Consider the following 17,306-nt stretch of genomic DNA (forward strand, 5'->3'; position numbering starts at 1 on the left):
TGCGTCGCAGCTCACGGGCAGGCGTGGAGGACAACTGAAGGAATTTCTTAATTTCACAACCACCCCAATGGGTTTCATGTTGATCTGTCAAAAGCCTTTTACCTCGAACAGGCTTTCGAGGCAATGTGACGATAAACACGTCCGACACGCCGCCAGTATCCGTAACGTTCCAATGGCCGAAACCGACTGGCCGACCCCGGAAATGACCACCTGCGTAATGCAAAGACCCTGGTCAGACAGTCAAGGGATAGGGACGGTCACCACTGGTGATCAGTTCGGGCTTTCCGGAAGCCCTAAAAATTGACTGCCCCTAATCAGCGCAGAGCTGCATCTGATTCGGCAGATGTAATCGTGCAGAGCCGACCAAGATCGCCGAATTCGCTTCACAAGCGGAAGGTCTGCTCGGCAGGACAGGTAGTTTGTGTCCCAGAGGTCGGCGCCGTGAATGGTCACCGGGTCGTACTCCTAGATGCATTGGTCGGGGAGGCGTGTGTAGCTGGTCAACGTGGGCTTCGACGCGTTCGAGTCGCTTGCAGGCGTGCACCGCCTTCGGCCGGCTGCCAGCGGATGGCCTGCAGTGGGGGAGAACGGCCGTTCTACGGGCGTCGGGGCCCGCTACCGCCCGCCACCGCTGGCTCCCTCCTCGCACCGGGGAGACCTGACCTAAAAAGGGTTGGGTGTGGGAGAAACCAGACGCGCGTTCGATTTGGAGCCCGGGCGGGTGCGGTGCGCGTCATCCGGGAACGGGTGAGTTCATCGCCCAGGTCACCAGGGGCCTTGCTTGATCCTCTACCCCTTCAGGCGCCTGGGCGGGGGTGCGATGTAGACCAAGGTGAGTTCGATTTCGCCGATGCGGTGGGGGCCCAAGTCCTGGATCTGGTTGGGGCTGTGGGTATGCCAGAGGGGGATCATGTCTGCGACGGTTCGGGCTTGGTCGTATGGGTCCCCGTAGCCGTGGGTGACGGTGTTGTGGGGGGTGGTCGACAGGACGAGTCTGAGGCAGTCGGCCGGGCAGGTCGGCGTTATCGCTTCGGGGGGCGTGGGCTGTCGAGGCTGTGTGGTGATGGGTCATGGGTGGGGTTGCACGTCTTGGGGTTTGTATGTCGGTCATGGGCGTGGTGGGGGTAGTTCGGCCCAGACGGTTCGGCTGGTGTGGTCGCCTTTGATGCCCCATGTGGTGGCGAGAGCCGCGATCAGAGGGAGTCCTCGTCCGCCTTCGCTGTGGCAGGTGCGGGGGCCGAAGGTGGCGGGGCCGCCCTGGTCGGTGATCTCTAGGTAGGCGGTTCCGTCCGGGTGGGCGATGAGGGTGACTGTAAAGGTTCCGTCGGGGCGGCCGCTGCCGGTGTAGGTGATGGCGTTGGTCACCAGTTCGCTGGTGATGAGTTCGGCGTCGGGATGGTCGGGCAGGCAGGTGCGGGCGAAGCGCCGGGCTTCGCGTACCTGGTCCTTGTGTCCCGGGAATGACTGGCTCCGGGTTGTCGCGTTCTTTTCGCTGGGCGGTCCGCATGGGGCCGTTGTCGGCTCGTTGGCGCTCATGCCGGTCAGAGCCATGCCTGCATCTGTGCTCCTTTGGCAGGGTTCATGATGCTCGGCCAGCCCTGGACGTACGTGCTTCTGTGGTGTGCGCACGTCAGTGAAGAACTGGTCGCGATGAATCCCAATCTTAGGTCCTTAGCACCTAAGGTAGTAAGGTGATGACACGCATGGAGTACCAACATGTCACTCAGAGCACTAGAGGATGATGCAGGTCAAGCGATGGTCTGGTGGTAGGCCAGCTCGTACAGATGGCCGCCCTTGATCAGGATCTGGACCTCGATAGAACGTGTCTTGTCCGTGTACACGGTCCGGAAGGTGCGGAGGACGGGGACGTCGTCCGGCAGGTTCAGGGTCTCCAGTTCATCGGTAGTGGGCAGGCGGGCTGAGAGGTGGTCGGTCCACTCACGTGGCGGATAGCCGAGGTCTGTCAGGATGCGCGAGGAGCCGCCGGGGATCTTACGGCGCTCGGACAGTGGCGTGCCTTTGGCGATGCTCAGCGGGTGGTAGATCGAGGCCAGCTCGGCCGGCTCGTCGTTCAGCATCAGAAGTTGATGGCGCAGGGAAACCTGTTCGCCCTCGCCGAGGCCGAACACCTCGGCGATCGCCGCCGGCGGACAGACCTCTGCAACCTTCAGCAGCTTGACGCTTCCGCGTTGTGCCCGCTTGGCGGCCTCGGTCATCCATGGATACGGCATGTCTGGTCCGGGTGAGGGCATGTACGCCACCGGCGTGATGATCAGCGGCGCGTCGTCGCGGACGTACACGCCCACTCCAGCACGTCCGACGAGGAATCCTTCCTCCTTTAGGACGTTGAGTGTGCGCTGGACGGTTTGGCTGGTGACGCTGTACTGCGCCATGAGCTGCTGCGTGCTGGGCAGCCGGCTGCCGGGCGTTAGGTCGCCCGACATGATCAGTGTCCGTATCTCGGCAGCGATCTGCTGGTGCCTAGGACGACCATCGGTCTTCCTCGCCACTATGTCAGCCAACCTTCACTCGGTAGCGGAAGCGCCGACCTTCCGGACGCATCGTCATCACACTGACCTCGAACGGTACCCCGTCCACGCCGACCACGATCCGAAACAACACGACCACCAGCGAGCCCGGCGTCAGCGCGAGCCCCTCGGCTTCCCTCTCGGTGGCGGGTCGTACGGTGAGCTCCTCAAGCGCCTCCTTCGGGCGGTATCCGAGTTCGGCCAGGAGCGTGGGAGCACCGCCGGGGATCTTCCGCATCTCCCCCAGCAAGGTCCCGGACGCCAGCCTTGCCGGGTAGTAGGAGTCGGCGAGTTCCACAGGCCGGTCGTCGATCAGCATGACACGACGGCGCACCACGACGTGATCTGCGGACGACAAGCCCAGGGCGTCGGCCACCTCTGACGGCGGTACCAACTCCGCGACCTTGATGAGCCGCTGCGAGCCTGACCGTCTAGTCTGGGCCAGTTCCTCGGTCCACGCATCTGGCCGCCCCTGGGCGCGAGGCGCCAGGTAAGCCGCCGAGTCACCGACGTCCGTCCACGGATCGCGTGTCATGCCCCGACTCCCCACTGCCATAGCACCTTAGGTAGCAAAGTCGTATACATGTGCCACTGTACTGCTCACAGCACTGCTCCTGCGGCGGCCGCGCGGGACCTGTGATCGCACCGTGCGCGCTCTGCGACCAACTCTCCAGCAAGAATCCCGTTTGATACTCGTCGTGAGCCGCAGGTTCGTCCCCTCAGCGTTCCGGGGTCGAAGGGGCGGAGCCTCTGGGAAAACAGCCCTGAGCGGAGCGAAGGACCATTTCTACGGCGGACTGATTGGTTGAGCGAGTTGCTGGCACCCACGGGCTTCCCGGCCGGTTTGCCGAACCGGCCGGGAAGGTGGACGTTCGAAGATTCACAGGGGACTGGGCTCGGCAGTGGCGGGTGCCTCGGGGGTGAGGCGGTGGGGGTGGCCCTGCCGTGTACAGGTTGTTGGGCTAGAGGCCGTTGACGACCATGTTGGTGATGTGGGCGCTGGTGTTGGCGGAGTTGGAGGTTATGGTCACTCGCAGGTAGCGGGCCTGTGCGTTGACCGCGTGGCTGTCTCCGGCGGAGGTGGCCGGGGTGGTGCCGGACTTGGTGGCGATGGTGGTCCAGGTGGTGCCGTCGGTGCTGGCCTGGATGTTGTACTGGTAGGAGCGGGTGTCGCCGTGATAGTTGGTGACGGTGACGTTGCTCAGCTGGTATGTCGCCTGCAGGTCGACCTGCCACCACTGCGGTACCGGGCCGGCGGCCCAGTACGACGCCGGGTCTGTGTCCACGGCCTTGTCCGGGGTGTGACCGCCCTCGCTGCTTTGCGCGGTGGCGGGCTTGCCCAGTGCCAGGTTGGGCGCCTTCTGACCGTTGACGATCACGTTGGTGATGTGGGCGCTGCTGTTGGCGGAGTTGGAGGTCATGTTCACCCGCAGGTAGCGGGCCTGCGCGTTGACCGCGTGGCTGTCTCCGGCAGAGGTGGCCGGACTGGTGCCGGACTTGGTGGCGATGGTGGTCCAGGTGGTGCCGTTGACGCTGGCCTGGATGTTGTACTGGTAGGAGCGGGAGTCGCCGTAGTAGTTGGTGACGGTGACGTTGTCGAGGGTGTACAGGTCTTGCAGATCGACCTGCCACCACTGCGGCACCGGGCCGGCGGCCCAGTACGACGCCGGGTCTGCGTCCACGGCCTTGTCCGGCGTATGACCGCCTTCGCTGCTCTGCGCCGTGGCCGGCTTGTTCAGCGCCAGGTTGAGGGCGGGCACCCCGTTGACGACGACGTTGGTGATGTGGCCGCTGCCGTTGGCGGAGTTGAAAGTCATGGTGACCCGCAGGTACCTGGCCACCGCGTTCAGCGGGTAACTGTCGCCTGCGCTGGTGGCTGGGCTGGTGTTGCTCTTGGTGGCGACTGTCGTCCAGGTGGTGCCGTTGACACTGGCCTGAATGTTGTACTGGTAGGAGCGGGAGTCAGCGAAGTAGTTGGTGACGTTGACGTTGCTGAGCTGGTAAACACCCTGCAGGTCGACCTGCCACCACTGCGGCACCGGCCCGCCGGCCCAGTACGACGCCGGGTCTGTGTCCACGGCCTTGTCCGGGGTGTGACCGCCTTCGCTGCTTTGCGCCGTGGCCGGCTTGTTCAAGGCCAGGTTGGGTGCCTGCCCGACCGTGGTGAGGGTGAGGGTCTGCTCGGCCGCGGTGCGGGTCCCGCCGATCGGGCTGCCGGTGGTGTTGGTCCACGCCCGCACCGGCGTGGTTTCGGCGAGGCGGGTGGCATCCGGCGACATCGCCAGAGCGAGGCCGCTGTAGCGGTTGACCAGCCGGTACGAGGCCGATGGTGAGGTGCTCTTGATGACGAACCACTGCTGCCCGACTGCTCCGGTGAGCGTGCTGACCGTGGGCTTGGTGCCCCAGGCTCGGGTAGCCGTGGTGGCGGAGGCCACGCCGAGTGCCTGGCCGCTGCCGCTGTTGACGATGGTGTAGGCGCCGTCGCCGGTGGGCTGGAAGGTCCAGCTCTCCAGTGCCGAGCCGGTGGGTGAGGCCACCGAGGTGGTCGCCGACGAGCCGGAGACCTGGGCAAGGATGCGCCCGTCTCCGCTGCCGATCCGATATGCCGAGGCGGGGCTGACGGGTGCCGCGGGAGTGGTGCTGTCGATGGTGATGTTGCGCCATTCCGAGCGGCCACTGGGACAGCCGAAGTCGCAGTACTCGCGGAAGGTGCGCCCGGTGATCGTGCCGCTGGCCTTGCCCACCGGATCCACCAGCCAGTGATACCAATAGTCGGCGTACCGGACGCCGCCGGTGTCGCCGATCTTGTACCACTTCTGCGTCGACAGATCATCGGTGGCGAACACCGGCATCGCATTGGCCGAATTGTTGGGGTTGATCGGGTTGGCCGTGGCCAGATACAGGCCCAGATAGGCGTTGTAGGTCACGCTCATGTACAACAACGGCGACTGATCGGGCATCAAGCCCGCGGCGACCTGCTGGTCGATGGAACCGGCATTGAGCGGGTTGTAGTCATTGGCCGGCGGGGTGTACCCGTTGGGGTTGGACGCGGTGACCGGGACGATGTTGCTTTCCTTGCCCCCGATACCGGCCTCGGTCCAGGCGCCGTCGTACCACTTCTGCCACGTCCCCGGCGCCAGCTTGCCCGACATCGGCGCCCTGGCCACATGCTCATTCCGCATGTTCCACCGGCCCGCCTGCCCCGGCTTGTTGATGACCTGCGACCCGTAGAACACATAGAAGTACCCCGAGGCCGGATCAGCGAACAACCGCTGATCACCACCACCGAAGTAGTACGTCTGGTTCGGAAACGCCTGAGTGTCACCCCGCACCGTGCTGTAGGGCGAGGTGATGACATGGTCCTTGATGTCCCACGTCCGCCCCTGATCAGTGGACACCGCGTAATCGATCGAGTCGTAGTGCATGCCGTCCCCGAACGGGAACATCGTGAACTCGTTGTGCACCAACCCGACCCAGTCACCGGTATCGGGATCGACCCAGGTACCGATCAGATCGCAGTAGTTCTTCTGCCATTGGCCCTGGGGCGGGATCGAGGCGATCTTCCCCGTCGGGCTGTTGTTGCACCGCCAGGTGGTGTCGTTGTTCTTGTCCTGTGGGTTGCCCGGGTTGACCGCGTCGCTGATCGCCGACGAGCGGGACGCGTCGTCGAAGTCGGTACCGGTGAAGAACGCCCAGTAACGCTCGTCCTTCGGGCCGTACAGAGCCGCGGACTGCTGGGTGTAAAACGTCCCGTCCTTATCGACGAACGGCGACGCCGGAGAATCGGTCGAGTACTGGTTGGGGCCGGTGGCACCCGTCGTGACGGTGTAGGTGGCAGCAGGGGGAAGCGGAGGAGCCCCCGCTGCCGGCGCGGCCAAGGCGACCATTGTGGTCGCGATGGTGACGCCGAGGACCGCGAGGGCCGGGAGTAGACGTGCCACGAGACCTCCCACTTACAGAGGGCACATAAATAAGTGCCTTCATTTAGAGGCTCGTCCGCGGACTTGTCAAGAGGTCCCCGAGATCGCCGCCGGTGTCAGCGGGGTCGCGCTGTCGAGGGCGGTGATGCGCTGGTCGATGGTGTCCAGGGCGAGCCGCACCGCACCGAGGCCGACCGATTCGTCGCCCAGCTCGGAGGCCTCCAGCCGTGGGGTGTGCGGACAGGTGCCGGCCAGCCGTTGCCGAAGTCGCGGCAGGAGGAGGTCGGCGGCGTGCGCGAAGCCACCACCGATCACGACGAGGTCCGGGTCGATGGTCAGGACCATCGCGGTCAGCCCTCGGGCCACGTCCGTGCTGAACTGCTCGACGGCGCGCAGGCATCCGGCGTCGCCGTCCCGTGCGGCGGCGAAGACCTGCGCGGCGGCCCGGTCGAGGTCCGAGACCGGGCCGGGCGCGGCCGCGGCCAGCCGCTCCGCGGCGTCATGCCAGCCGAACTCCCGGATCTCGCCGATCTCGCCGGCGGCGCCGGCCGAGCCGCGATGCAGCTGACCGCCGATGACCAGCCCGGTGCCGAGCCGGACGCCGGTAAGCAGGTAGATCATGGTGTCGGCACGGTGGCCGTGCCAGCGTTCGGCCAGCACGGCGAGGTTGCAGTCGTTGGTGACCGATACCGGGCAGCGCAGCAGGTGCGCCAGCCGCGCCCCAGGGTCGACTCCGGTCCATCCGGGAAGCACGGCCGACTTGCTGACCACGCCATCCGGGCCGATGATGCCGGTCGATCCCACAGCCGCCGCCCACACACCCGTCCCGTCGAGCCGGGCGGTCGAAAGCGCCGCCCGCAAGGTCGCTTCCGCCGTGGCGAGCCTGTCGGCCGCCGCGTCGCCGGGTGACACCGACACCTGGTGTCTCCCGACGATGGTCCCGGCGAGATCGGCGATGAAGACGCTGATGGCGTGCGCGGCGATGTCGATCCCTGCCACGTGGCCGACATCGGCTCGGAAGCGGTAGCGGCGGGCGGGCCTGCCCAGGCGCTTGCCGTTGGTATCGGCCTCACTGGCCAGCCACCCGTGTGCCTCCAACGACTCGGTCACCACGTTCGCGGTACGCCAGGACAGCCCTGTTTCGTCGGCGATCTCCCGCATGACGCGTGACGTCCCGTCGCGCAGCACCGCGAGGACGGTGAGTTCGTTCGCCCGGCGCAGCATGGTCTGATCCCGCGCGGCACTGGGCATCGACTCCGACACGGCGCTGACCCTCCCGTCCTTCTTCATTCTCGGCCTGATGGCACCTCTTGATGCGGTTACGAAAAGTACACGAGAATCCCCAGGCTTGCCTGATCATGCGCGCCCATGACGCTCCACCTGGGCCGACACTCGCCACCTGTCCACGATAGGAACGAATCGGTAACGGCGCGACCGGCCCCCCTTGACGGCAGCCCACCCCTGAGCCTTTACTTCAAGCACTTATTTACATGCCTATCATAAATAGCGCCGGCTCGCGATGATGATGTCGTGCGCCGGCTCGGGGGGCCGGGCACCCCGGCCGCGAGGAGGCCTGCAGATGAAGACGGAGTTGGCGGCCGGTCGGACGATCCTGGCCGGGACGGAGTCGGGCCGATGAGCACGGTGCGGCTGTCGCACATGGCGATCCCCGTCGCCGATCTCGGCGAGGAGAATCCGCTTCCTTCGCTGGTGACCGCCGAACTGGCGACAAGGCCCCCGCAGGTGGCCGATGCCGATGAGGAGATGGTCGCCAACCTGGCCTACGGGCGTATGTCGTCGATCCTGCCGTACACCATGCAGGACGGGTACACCCGGGATCTGACCGACCGGACGCTGTCCACCGCGGTGGTGGAGAGCGATGTCCTGCGGGCGGAGTTCCTGCTGGGCCTCGGCGGGCGGATGTGGTCTCTGGTGCACAAGCCGACAGGGCGCGAACTACTCCACCGCAATCCGTTCGTTCAGGTGGCGAACCTGGCGCTGCGTAACGCGTGGTTCGCCGGCGGCGTGGAATGGAATCTCGGCACGACCGGCCACACGGCCCTCACCTGCGCGCCGGTACACGCTGCTCGCGTGGTGCGGCCGGACGGCGTCGAGGTGCTGCGGTTGTGGGAGTGGGAGCGGATGCGCGGGTTGGCATACCAGCTCGACATCTGGGCGCCGCCCGGCTCGCCGGTCCTGTTCGTCCAGGTCAGGATCGTCAACCCGAACCAGCACGAGGTGCCGGTCTACTGGTGGTCCAACATCGCCGTGCCCGAGGAGCCTGGCATGCGGGTGCTGGCGCCCGCCTCCCACGCCTGGCGCGGCCACGACGGCACCGGCCTCGACTACGTCACGGCCCCGGACGGCGATCCCTTCGCGATCAAGCGCGCTACAGACCACTTCTTCGACATCCCTCGCGAGAACAGGAAATGGATCGCCGCGCTCGACTCGGACGGCACGGGCCTGGTGCACGTCTCCACCGACCGGCTGCGTGGGCGGAAACTGTTCGTGTGGGGGCAGGGTGCGGGCGGGCGGCGCTGGCAGGAGTGGCTGTCCCCGCCGGGATCGCCCTATCTGGAGATCCAGGCCGGGCTGGCCCGAACCCAGCTCGAGCACCTGGCCCTGCCCGCCGGTGAGAGCTGGTCCTGGGTCGAGGCGTACGGACTTCTGCACGCCGGCGGCGATCCGGAGGCGGCCCTTGAGTCCCTGCTTCCAAGGTCGGCCATGGACGGCGTCGAGGGCTGCCTCGACCGGCCGCCGACCGAGATCCTGCACGCCGGCTCCGGCTGGGGTGCACTGGAATCCCGGCGGCGCCGGCTCACCTCACCCGCCACCCCCTTCCCCGACTCGACGCTGGGCGCCGAGCAGGAGCCCTGGCTGGAGCTGCTGCGGACCGGCCAGGTGCCCGAGGGCACGCCTAACACGGCGCCGGTGTCCTACCAGGTCGGGCCGGACTGGCGGGCGCTCCTCGAGATGGCGCCCCCCACCTGGCCGGGACTGCTCCACCTGGGTGTGGCCCGCTTCCACGCGGGCGATGCCGAAGGCGCGGCGGCGGCATGGGAGTCGTCGCTGGCCCTCGCTCGCAACCCCTGGGCGCTGCGCAATCTCGCTGTCGTGGCACGGCAGGCGGGCGATGTCGCGTCGGCGGCCGTACTGCTGCGCGAGGCGCACTCCATGGCACCCGCGGTTCGCGCACTGGCCGTCGAAGCCCTCGAGGTGCTCATCGAGGTCGATCCGGCGGAAGCGCTCACGTTCGTCGACGGACTCGCCCCCGACACGCGTACGCACGGCCGCATCCGCATGCTCGAATGCGCCGCCGCCATCAGGGCGGGCCGGCTGGAACGGGCACAGCGCGTCGCCGACACCAGCCTGGTCGTCGACGACCTGCGTGAAGGCGAGGACTCCCTCGGCGACCTGTGGTTCCGCTACCACGAGGCCCGGGCCGCCGCAGCCGATCCGGCATCCACCGCGCGGCGCGTGCGGGAGGAGAACCCGATGCCGCGCCCCTACGACTTCCGGATGGCGTGAGACGAGCCCGTTCATCCCGGACCAGAACCCAGGCAGAACAACCTTGAAGGAAGTGCAACAACCATGAACATGGCCTGGAAGCAGCACAAACTGCTCACCGTCGCGGTCGCGGCGATGCTCGCGGCGCCGCTGGCCGCCTGCGGTGCCGACGGCAAGGACAACTCCTCCGGCTCCACCCCCGGTGGTGAGCTCACCTACTGGTCCATGTGGAAGCAGGGCGAAGACCAGCAGAAGGTCCTCCAGGCCGCGATCGACGAGTTCACCGCCGCCACCAAGATCAAGGTCAAGGTGCAGTGGACCGGCCGTGACGTGCTCCAGAGCGTGGCGGCCCGGATGAACACCGGCAACGTGCCCGACCTCACCGACAACGGCGGCGCCGAGATCAGCGGCGCCCTGGTGAAGGTCGACGGGGTGACCGGCCTCGCCGACGTCTACTCCGCGGCCATCGACGGCGAGAGCAAGAAGGTCAGTGAGGTCATCCCGGCCGGCCTGGTCGGTCCGTACAAGACCAGCGGCGGCGAGCCGTGGATCGTGCCATACGAGATCATCGGCAACACCCTCTGGTACAACGGCGCCAACGCCGACAACGGTCTGGCCACCAAGCAGCCCGCGACCTGGGACGAGTTCATGACCTGGCTCGACGCCCAGAAGGGCAGGGGCCGCACCCCCATCGCGCTCGACGGGGACGTCGCGGGCTACGTCGCCGGCTGGACCACCTGGTCGGTCATCCGGCACGGCGGAGTCGGGCTGCTGAACAAGGCGGCGCAGGACAAGACCGGCGCCACCTTCGACGACCCGGCCTTCATCGCCGCGGCCACCGACATGGAAAAGCTGATCAAGGGCGGCTACATCGTCAAGAACTCCAACGCCACGAAATGGCCGGCCCAGCAGAACAACTGGGCGGCGGGTAAGTCTCCCACTGACGTGTTGCTCATGGGCACCTGGGCGCCGAGCGAGACCGGCCCGCAGGCCGCGCCCGGGTTCCAGTATCGCTCCTTCCCCTTCCCCAAGGTCACCGGCGGCAAGGGCGACAACGCCGCCAGCGCCGGAGTCATCGGCTTCGCGGTCCCCGCCAAGGCCAAGCACGCGGCCGAGGCCAAGAAGTTCATCGCCTTCTTCATGAACAAGGACCGCATCGGCAAGATCGCCTCTGAGGCCAAGAACCTCACGCCACGAAGCGACGTCGCCGCGCCGGCGGAACTCGCCGACTTCCAGAAGGAGTTCGTGGCCGCGGGCGAGAACGTCTACCCGCCGAACGACAACGTCTCCGCGGTCGCGCCGCAGTGGGCGACCAACGTGTGGGAGCAGACCAACGCCGACTTCTTCAACGGAAAGCTCGACGCGGCCGGCTTCATCAAGCAGCTCAAGGAAAAGACCATCAAGCTTTACCAGAACGGCCAGTAGAACAGCACATGAGGACCAAGATCGCGGGCGGCGGCGGCGCGACCGCCGCCGCCCGAACCCCACGCCTCATCCGCTCACGGTCTGCTTCGGACCGGTCCAGCGCCCTGAGCCGGCAGCGGAGAAAGCTGTACTGGCCGTTCGTCGCACCGGCGTTGCTGGTCTATCTGGCGCTGTTCTTCGGACCGGCTCTGGCCGGGTTGTGGATCAGCTTCCAGTCCTGGCGGGGCTCCGGCGACCAGATGCGGTTCATCGGGGCGAAGAACTATCAGCGTCTCTGGGACGATCCCGCTTTCATGACGGCCTTCGGCAACTCCCTGAAGATCCTCGTCATCTGCGGCGTGGCCATCTTCGTCCTGGCGTTCCTCATCAGCGCCTTCCTGCGCCAGATGAGATTCCGCAAGGGCCTGCAGGCTCTGCTGTTCCTGCCCTACATCATCTCGCCGATCGCCATCGGGGTCGGCCTGGGGCTCTTCCTTGACCCCGACGGCCTGCTCAACAGCGGTCTGCGAGGAGTCGGCCTGTCCTCGCTGGCCAAGCCCTGGCTGGCGCCGGACCAGATCTTCACGACCATCCTCGTCGGCGTCATCTGGGTCAGCACCGGCTTCTACGTCATGCTCCTCATGGCCGGCGCCGACCGCATCCCGAAATTCTTCTACGAGGACGCGCAGGTGGCGGGCGCGACACGACTCCAGCAGTGGCGGTATGTGACGCTCCCGCTCAGTTGGGACGTCATCGCGGTGGCGGCCGTGCTCTGGGTCATCAACTCGCTGAGGATCTTCGAGTTCGTCTACGCCTTCACCGGCACCGCCGGCAACCCGCCCGAGCAGGTCCGCACGGTTCCGATCTACCAGTTCCTCATGACGACGGGCGGCAAGAACCCCGCCTACGACATGGGTTATGGATGCGCCATGGGCGTGGTGATGGTGGCACTGATCGTCATCCTCGTCGTCTTCATGCGACGGGTCATGCGCCGAGACGCGGTGACCTACTGATGGGAAAGACACTCAGTCCGCTCGTCCGCGCCTTCGTATGGCTGTGGGTCGTATCCAACGTCCTGCTGTTCGTCTGGATCGCGTTCACGTCACTGAAGAGCAGCGGTGAAGTCTTCGGCTCCCCGTTCAAGCTTCCCGCCAGCCCGCGATGGCCCAACTACGAAAGCGCCTGGAGCGTTTCGGAGATGGGCCAGGGCTTCTTCAACTCGGTCGTCATCGTGACCACGGCATCGGTGACCACGATCGTCCTGGCGGCGCCGACCGCGTACATGCTGACCCGGAGCGGTACGCGCACCGCCGGTCCGCTGACCACCTTCTTCGCGGTCGGCATGGGCATTCCGATCCAGGCGATGATCGTTCCGGTCTTCATCCTCATGCAGAAGATCTCGATGACCTTCAACGACGCCTTCGGATGGTGGGACGACCGCATCAGCCTCTCCGCCATCTACGTGGCCACATCGCTACCGTTCGCGATCTTCCTGCTCACCAGCTTCTTCCGCACCCTGCCCACCGAGATCGAGGAAGCCGCCGCCCTCGACGGCGCCGGCGGAGCCCGCATCTTCGCCCAGATCATGCTCCCGCTCGCCCAGCCGGGCCTGATCACCGCGTTCATCCTCACGGTGATCAGCCTCTGGAACGAGACCCTCCTGGCCCTGATGCTCATCACCGACACCGAGCAGTACACGCTGCCCCAGGCACTTCTCGGCCTCTACCAGACCATGCAGTACACATCCAACTGGGGCGGCCTGTTCGCCGGCGTCATCATCGTGATCCTGCCCATCATCGCCGTCTACATCTGGCTCAGCCGCCGAATCATGGAAGGCATGACCCTCGGCGCCGGCAAGTGAACCAAGGGACAGAACCCTTGAGCGGGATCATCGTGGCCGCTCGCTGAACCGCCCCGCCGTGGTGACCGCGGGGCGGTGAGCATGCCCGCCGCGGGATGGCACGCCGGCGTGTCCGGTGTCGAGCCGATCAGCCGTGTCCGAATGGACACGGCTGATCCATTTCCACCAGCACCTCCTTATGCCGCTCAGAGGCGGTCGCCCTCGCGGTTCGCGACGCTGAACTGGCCGGCTACGGCGCCCTCGCGGTCTGGCCGCGGTCGCAGCGAAGGACACCGAGTGGCCTCGCCTTACCATCCAGGGGCGCATGCGCGCCGCGGCCTGCAGGGCCCGCGGCGCGGCAGGCTGAATCAGCACCACCACGCCCGATCCGGGACAAGCACGCGAGCGACAGGATGCGGCGTGACCACGCCCGGCCGAACGCCGCCTGGGTCATCGACCTGCCCCACGTGTTCGGACGAACCCCGGATACGCCTCTGCTCCGCCCCCGTGTCGAACGTTGGGGGCGGAGCAGAGATCTGTCAGGGCTTGTTCTACGACCTCAGGTCAGGCCTTGGTTCCGTTGACGACGACGTTGGTGATGTGCCCGCTGGGGTTGGCGGAGTTCTGGGTTATGGTCACCCGTACGTACCGGGCGGCCGCGGCCAGTGGGTAGCTGTCCCCCTTGCTGGTCGCCGGGCTGGTGGTGTCCTTGGTGCCGACCGTGGTCCACGTCGTGCCGTCGGTGCTGACCTGGACGTTGTACTTGTAGTAGCGGCCGTCGAGGTAGTAGTTGGTGACGGTGATGTTGCTGAGCCGGTAGACGTCCTGCAGATCGACCTGCCACCACCCGGGCAGCGGCCAAGTGGCCCAGTACGACCCGGTGTCGGAGTCGACCGCCAGACCCGCGGGATGCCCGGCCTCGCTGCTCTGCGCGGTGGCCGGCTTGTTCAGGGCCAGATTCGGGGCGGGGATCCCGTTGACGACGACCGTGGCGAGGTGGCCGTCGGCGCCGGCGGAGGCGCCGGTCATGTTCACCCGGACGTACCGGGCGGTCGCGATCAGCGGATAGAGGTCCCCGGTGTCGGTCGCGGGGTCGGTGGTGTCCTTGGTCGCGACCGTGCTCCACTTCGTGCCGTCGGTGCTGACCTGGACGTTGTACTGGTAGGAGCGGTTGCCGCCGGGAGGATTGACGACGGTGATGTTGCTGAGCTGGTAGACGTCCTTCAGATCGACCTGCCACCACTGCGGCAGCGGGCCGTCGGCGGCCCAGAACGAGCCGGTGTCGGAGTCGACCGCCAGACCCGCGGCGTGCCCGGTCCCGCTGCTCTGCGCGGTGGCCGGCTTGTTCAGGGCCAGATTCGGAACGGGAATCCCGTTGACGACGACATCCTCGATACGACCCCCGGCACGCTCAGAACCGCCGGTCATGTTCACCCGGACGTACCGGGCGGTCGCGCTCACCGGATAGCTGTCCCCGGTGTCGGTCGCCGGGTCGGTGGTGTCCTTGGCCGCGACCGTGGTCCACTTCGAACCGTCGGTGCTGACCTGGACGTCGTACTGGTAGAAGCGCTTGGGGCGGTGGTCGTTGGTGATGGTGATGTTGCTGAGCTGGTAGACGCCCTGCAGGTCGACCTGCCACCACTGCGGAAGCGGGCCGTCGGCAGCCCAGAACGATTTGGTGTTGGAGTCGACGGCACGGTCCGCCGCATGCCCGGGCGACTGGATGCTCTGTGCGGTGGCCGGCTTGTTCAGGGCCAGGTTGACGCCTTGGCCGACCGCCTTGAGGGTGACGGTTTGTTCGGCGGCGGTGCGGGTGCCGCCGACGGGGTTGCCGGTGGCGTTGGTCCACGACCGTGTCGGGGTGGTCTCCGCCGGCCGCTCGGCGTCCGACGACATGCCGAGCACCAGGCCGCTGTGGCGGTTGACCAGGCGGTAGGAGCCCGCGGGCGCGACGTTCTTGACGATGAACCACTGCTGCCCGGCCGTGCCGTCCGCGGGGGCGACGGTGAGCTTGGTGCCCCAGGCACGGGAGGTGGTCGTGGCGGAGTCGACGCCGAGCGCCAGCCCGCTGTCTACGTTGACAATGGCGTAGGCGCCGTCGCCGGTGGGCTGGAACGACCACCTTTCCCGCGCCGAGCCGGTCGGTGAGGCCACCGAGGTGGTCGCCGACGACCCGGAGACCTGGGCCAGGGTCCGGCCCGAGGAGCTGGTGATCTGGTAGGCGAGGCTCGGGCTGACCGGCGCGGCGGGACTGCTGCTGTCGATGGTGATGTTGCGCCATTCCGAGCGGCCACTGGGACAGCCGAAGTCGCAGTACTCGCGGAAGGTGCGCCCGGTGATCGTGCCGCTGGCCTTGCCCACCGGATCCACCAGCCAGTGATACCAATAGTCGGCGTACCGGACGCCGCCGGTGTCGCCGATCTTGTACCACTTCTGCGTCGACAGATCATCGGTGGCGAACACCGGCATCGCATTGGCCGAATTGTTGGGGTTGATCGGGTTGGCCGTGGCCAGATACAGGCCCAGATAGGCGTTGTAGGTCACGCTCATGTACAACAACGGCGACTGATCGGGCATCAAGCCCGCGGCGACCTGCTGGTCGATGGAACCGGCATTGAGCGGGTTGTAGTCATTGGCCGGCGGGGTGTACCCGTTGGGGTTGGACGCGGTGACCGGGACGATGTTGCTTTCCTTGCCCCCGATACCGGCCTCGGTCCAGGCGCCGTCGTACCACTTCTGCCACGTCCCCGGCGCCAGCTTGCCCGACATCGGCGCCCTGGCCACATGCTCATTCCGCATGTTCCACCGGCCCGCCTGCCCCGGCTTGTTGATGACCTGCGACCCGTAGAACACATAGAAGTACCCCGAGGCCGGATCAGCGAACAACCGCTGATCACCACCACCGAAGTAGTACGTCTGGTTCGGAAACGCCTGAGTGTCACCCCGCACCGTGCTGTAGGGCGAGGTGATGACATGGTCCTTGATGTCCCACGTCCGCCCCTGATCAGTGGACACCGCGTAATCGATCGAGTCGTAGTGCATGCCGTCCCCGAACGGGAACATCGTGAACTCGTTGTGCACCAACCCGACCCAGTCACCGGTATCGGGATCGACCCAGGTACCGATCAGATCGCAGTAGTTCTTCTGCCATTGGCCCTGGGGCGGGATCGAGGCGATCTTCCCCGTCGGGCTGTTGTTGCACCGCCAGGTGGTGTCGTTGTTCTTGTCCTGTGGGTTGCCCGGGTTGACCGCGTCGCTGATCGCCGACGAGCGGGACGCGTCGTCGAAGTCGGTACCGGTGAAGAACGCCCAGTAACGCTCGTCCTTCGGGCCGTACAGAGCCGCGGACTGCTGGGTGTAAAACGTCCCGTCCTTATCGACGAACGGCGACGCCGGAGAATCGGTCGAGTACTGGTTGGGGCCGGTGGCACCCGTCGTGACGGTGTAGGTGGCAGCGGGGGGAAGCGGGGGTGTCGCCGATGCGGGTGACGGTGCCGTCGCGACGACGGCCGTGGCCGCGATGGTGACACCCAGGGCCGCGAGGACCGGGCGTAGGCGGGGCATGGAGTGGACCCTCCCGATTTTCGGAAGTCACATAAATAAGTGCCTTGAAGTAAAGGAGGCTGATCGCCGGTTTGTCAAGGGCCCTTCGCCGAACGGGCCGTTCCCGGGCGCCATGCTCCACGCACAAACCGGGAAGCGCCGCAGGTCACGCGGTCGCGTCACATTGAGCCGCGTACCGCGGCCGGGTGAGCCAGGTGCCGCCGTCCAGGCCACCGATGCGCCGCCCCACGGGGTCCAGGGCCATCCGGACGCACCCAGCCCGCCCCCTGCTCACCGCATCTGGTGACGGCCTGCCTAGCCGAGCCTGGCGGAACCAGCCGGGGCGTCGGCCTGGGAAGCGAGCGCGTCTCGCGAGCGGTCACGGGCCGGGACCGACATCCGCCGTGACGACATCTGGCAACCTGGGGCGTGCTTTCTCATCGGCCACGCCGAGACAGTCGCACACTCCATCACCAGCCAATCGGGCCCCGCATCGGCCTTGGCCAACGAGTAGTTACCGATCACATGCCGTCGCCGGCCCCGAAAGACACGTCGGGACAAAAT

Annotated in this window: 10 protein-coding genes; 4 read left to right on the forward strand and 6 right to left on the reverse strand. The window is 66.6% G+C overall.

What is annotated here, in order from left to right; translation table 11 throughout:
* Positions 1-1,107: 1,107 nt before the first annotated feature.
* From BJ981_RS03770 to BJ981_RS03790, 5 genes are all read right to left on the reverse strand, one after another.
* The gene (locus BJ981_RS03770; protein WP_184608329.1) at positions 1,108-1,551 is read right to left on the reverse strand and encodes an ATP-binding protein; all 444 of its coding nucleotides are present in this window, start codon (positions 1,549-1,551) and stop codon (positions 1,108-1,110) included.
* A gap of 197 nt (positions 1,552-1,748) precedes the next feature.
* Positions 1,749-2,510 (reverse strand): GntR family transcriptional regulator, encoded by a 762-nt coding sequence (locus tag BJ981_RS03775; protein WP_184615580.1) that lies wholly within the window; start codon positions 2,508-2,510, stop codon positions 1,749-1,751.
* 4 nt (positions 2,511-2,514) lie between these two features.
* On the reverse strand, positions 2,515-3,063 hold the full coding sequence (locus BJ981_RS03780) for a GntR family transcriptional regulator (RefSeq protein ID WP_184608330.1): 549 nt from the start codon (positions 3,061-3,063) through the stop codon (positions 2,515-2,517).
* A 427-nt stretch (positions 3,064-3,490) separates the two neighbouring features.
* Positions 3,491-6,469, reverse strand: a complete 2,979-nt coding sequence (locus tag BJ981_RS38990; protein ID WP_184608331.1) for a discoidin domain-containing protein — start codon at positions 6,467-6,469, stop codon at positions 3,491-3,493.
* Between the two features lie 66 nt (positions 6,470-6,535).
* Complete coding sequence (locus tag BJ981_RS03790; RefSeq protein WP_184608332.1) at positions 6,536-7,738, reverse strand: ROK family protein; 1,203 nt, start codon at positions 7,736-7,738, stop codon at positions 6,536-6,538.
* Positions 7,739-8,083: 345 nt separating this feature from the next.
* On the opposite strand from BJ981_RS03790, the gene BJ981_RS03795 reads away from it, so the two are divergent.
* The 4 genes from BJ981_RS03795 (at position 8,084) to BJ981_RS03810 (ending at position 13,220) form a co-directional block, all read left to right on the forward strand.
* Positions 8,084-9,976 carry a DUF5107 domain-containing protein gene (locus BJ981_RS03795; RefSeq protein WP_184608333.1) on the forward strand — a complete coding sequence of 631 codons (1,893 nt, stop codon included), beginning with the start codon at positions 8,084-8,086 and terminating at the stop codon, positions 9,974-9,976.
* A gap of 63 nt (positions 9,977-10,039) precedes the next feature.
* Complete coding sequence (locus BJ981_RS03800) at positions 10,040-11,380, forward strand: ABC transporter substrate-binding protein (protein WP_184608334.1); 1,341 nt, start codon at positions 10,040-10,042, stop codon at positions 11,378-11,380.
* Between the two features lie 8 nt (positions 11,381-11,388).
* A complete protein-coding gene (locus tag BJ981_RS03805) occupies positions 11,389-12,372 on the forward strand; it encodes a carbohydrate ABC transporter permease (RefSeq protein WP_184608335.1) in 984 nt (327 codons plus the stop codon).
* Positions 12,372-13,220: a carbohydrate ABC transporter permease gene (locus BJ981_RS03810; protein ID WP_184608336.1), complete on the forward strand. Its 849-nt coding sequence runs from the start codon at positions 12,372-12,374 to the stop codon at positions 13,218-13,220. Before BJ981_RS03805 ends, BJ981_RS03810 begins: the two co-directional genes overlap by 1 nt.
* 543 nt (positions 13,221-13,763) lie before the next feature.
* Here the strand turns inward: BJ981_RS03810 and BJ981_RS03815 are convergent.
* A complete protein-coding gene (locus BJ981_RS03815) occupies positions 13,764-16,763 on the reverse strand; it encodes a galactose-binding domain-containing protein (RefSeq protein ID WP_184608337.1) in 3,000 nt (999 codons plus the stop codon).
* Between the last annotated feature and the right edge of the window lie 543 nt (positions 16,764-17,306).

Origin of the sequence: Sphaerisporangium krabiense, from assembly GCF_014200435.1 — a bacterium.
GTDB lineage: Bacteria > Actinomycetota > Actinomycetes > Streptosporangiales > Streptosporangiaceae > Sphaerisporangium > Sphaerisporangium krabiense.

What these genes read in the sequence shown, in the direction of transcription:
- BJ981_RS03770 (WP_184608329.1), bottom strand. Translation starts at nt 1,551, where the DNA reads ATGGCTCTGACCGGCATGAGCGCCAACGAGCCGACAACGGCCCCATGC.
- BJ981_RS03780 (WP_184608330.1), bottom strand. Translation starts at nt 3,063, where the DNA reads ATGACACGCGATCCGTGGACGGACGTCGGTGACTCGGCGGCTTACCTG.
- BJ981_RS03790 (WP_184608332.1), bottom strand. Translation starts at nt 7,738, where the DNA reads ATGAAGAAGGACGGGAGGGTCAGCGCCGTGTCGGAGTCGATGCCCAGT.
- BJ981_RS03795 (WP_184608333.1), top strand. Translation starts at nt 8,084, where the DNA reads ATGAGCACGGTGCGGCTGTCGCACATGGCGATCCCCGTCGCCGATCTC.
- BJ981_RS03800 (WP_184608334.1), top strand. Translation starts at nt 10,040, where the DNA reads ATGAACATGGCCTGGAAGCAGCACAAACTGCTCACCGTCGCGGTCGCG.
- BJ981_RS03805 (WP_184608335.1), top strand. Translation starts at nt 11,389, where the DNA reads ATGAGGACCAAGATCGCGGGCGGCGGCGGCGCGACCGCCGCCGCCCGA.
- BJ981_RS03810 (WP_184608336.1), top strand. Translation starts at nt 12,372, where the DNA reads ATGGGAAAGACACTCAGTCCGCTCGTCCGCGCCTTCGTATGGCTGTGG.
- BJ981_RS03815 (WP_184608337.1), bottom strand. Translation starts at nt 16,763, where the DNA reads ATGCCCCGCCTACGCCCGGTCCTCGCGGCCCTGGGTGTCACCATCGCG.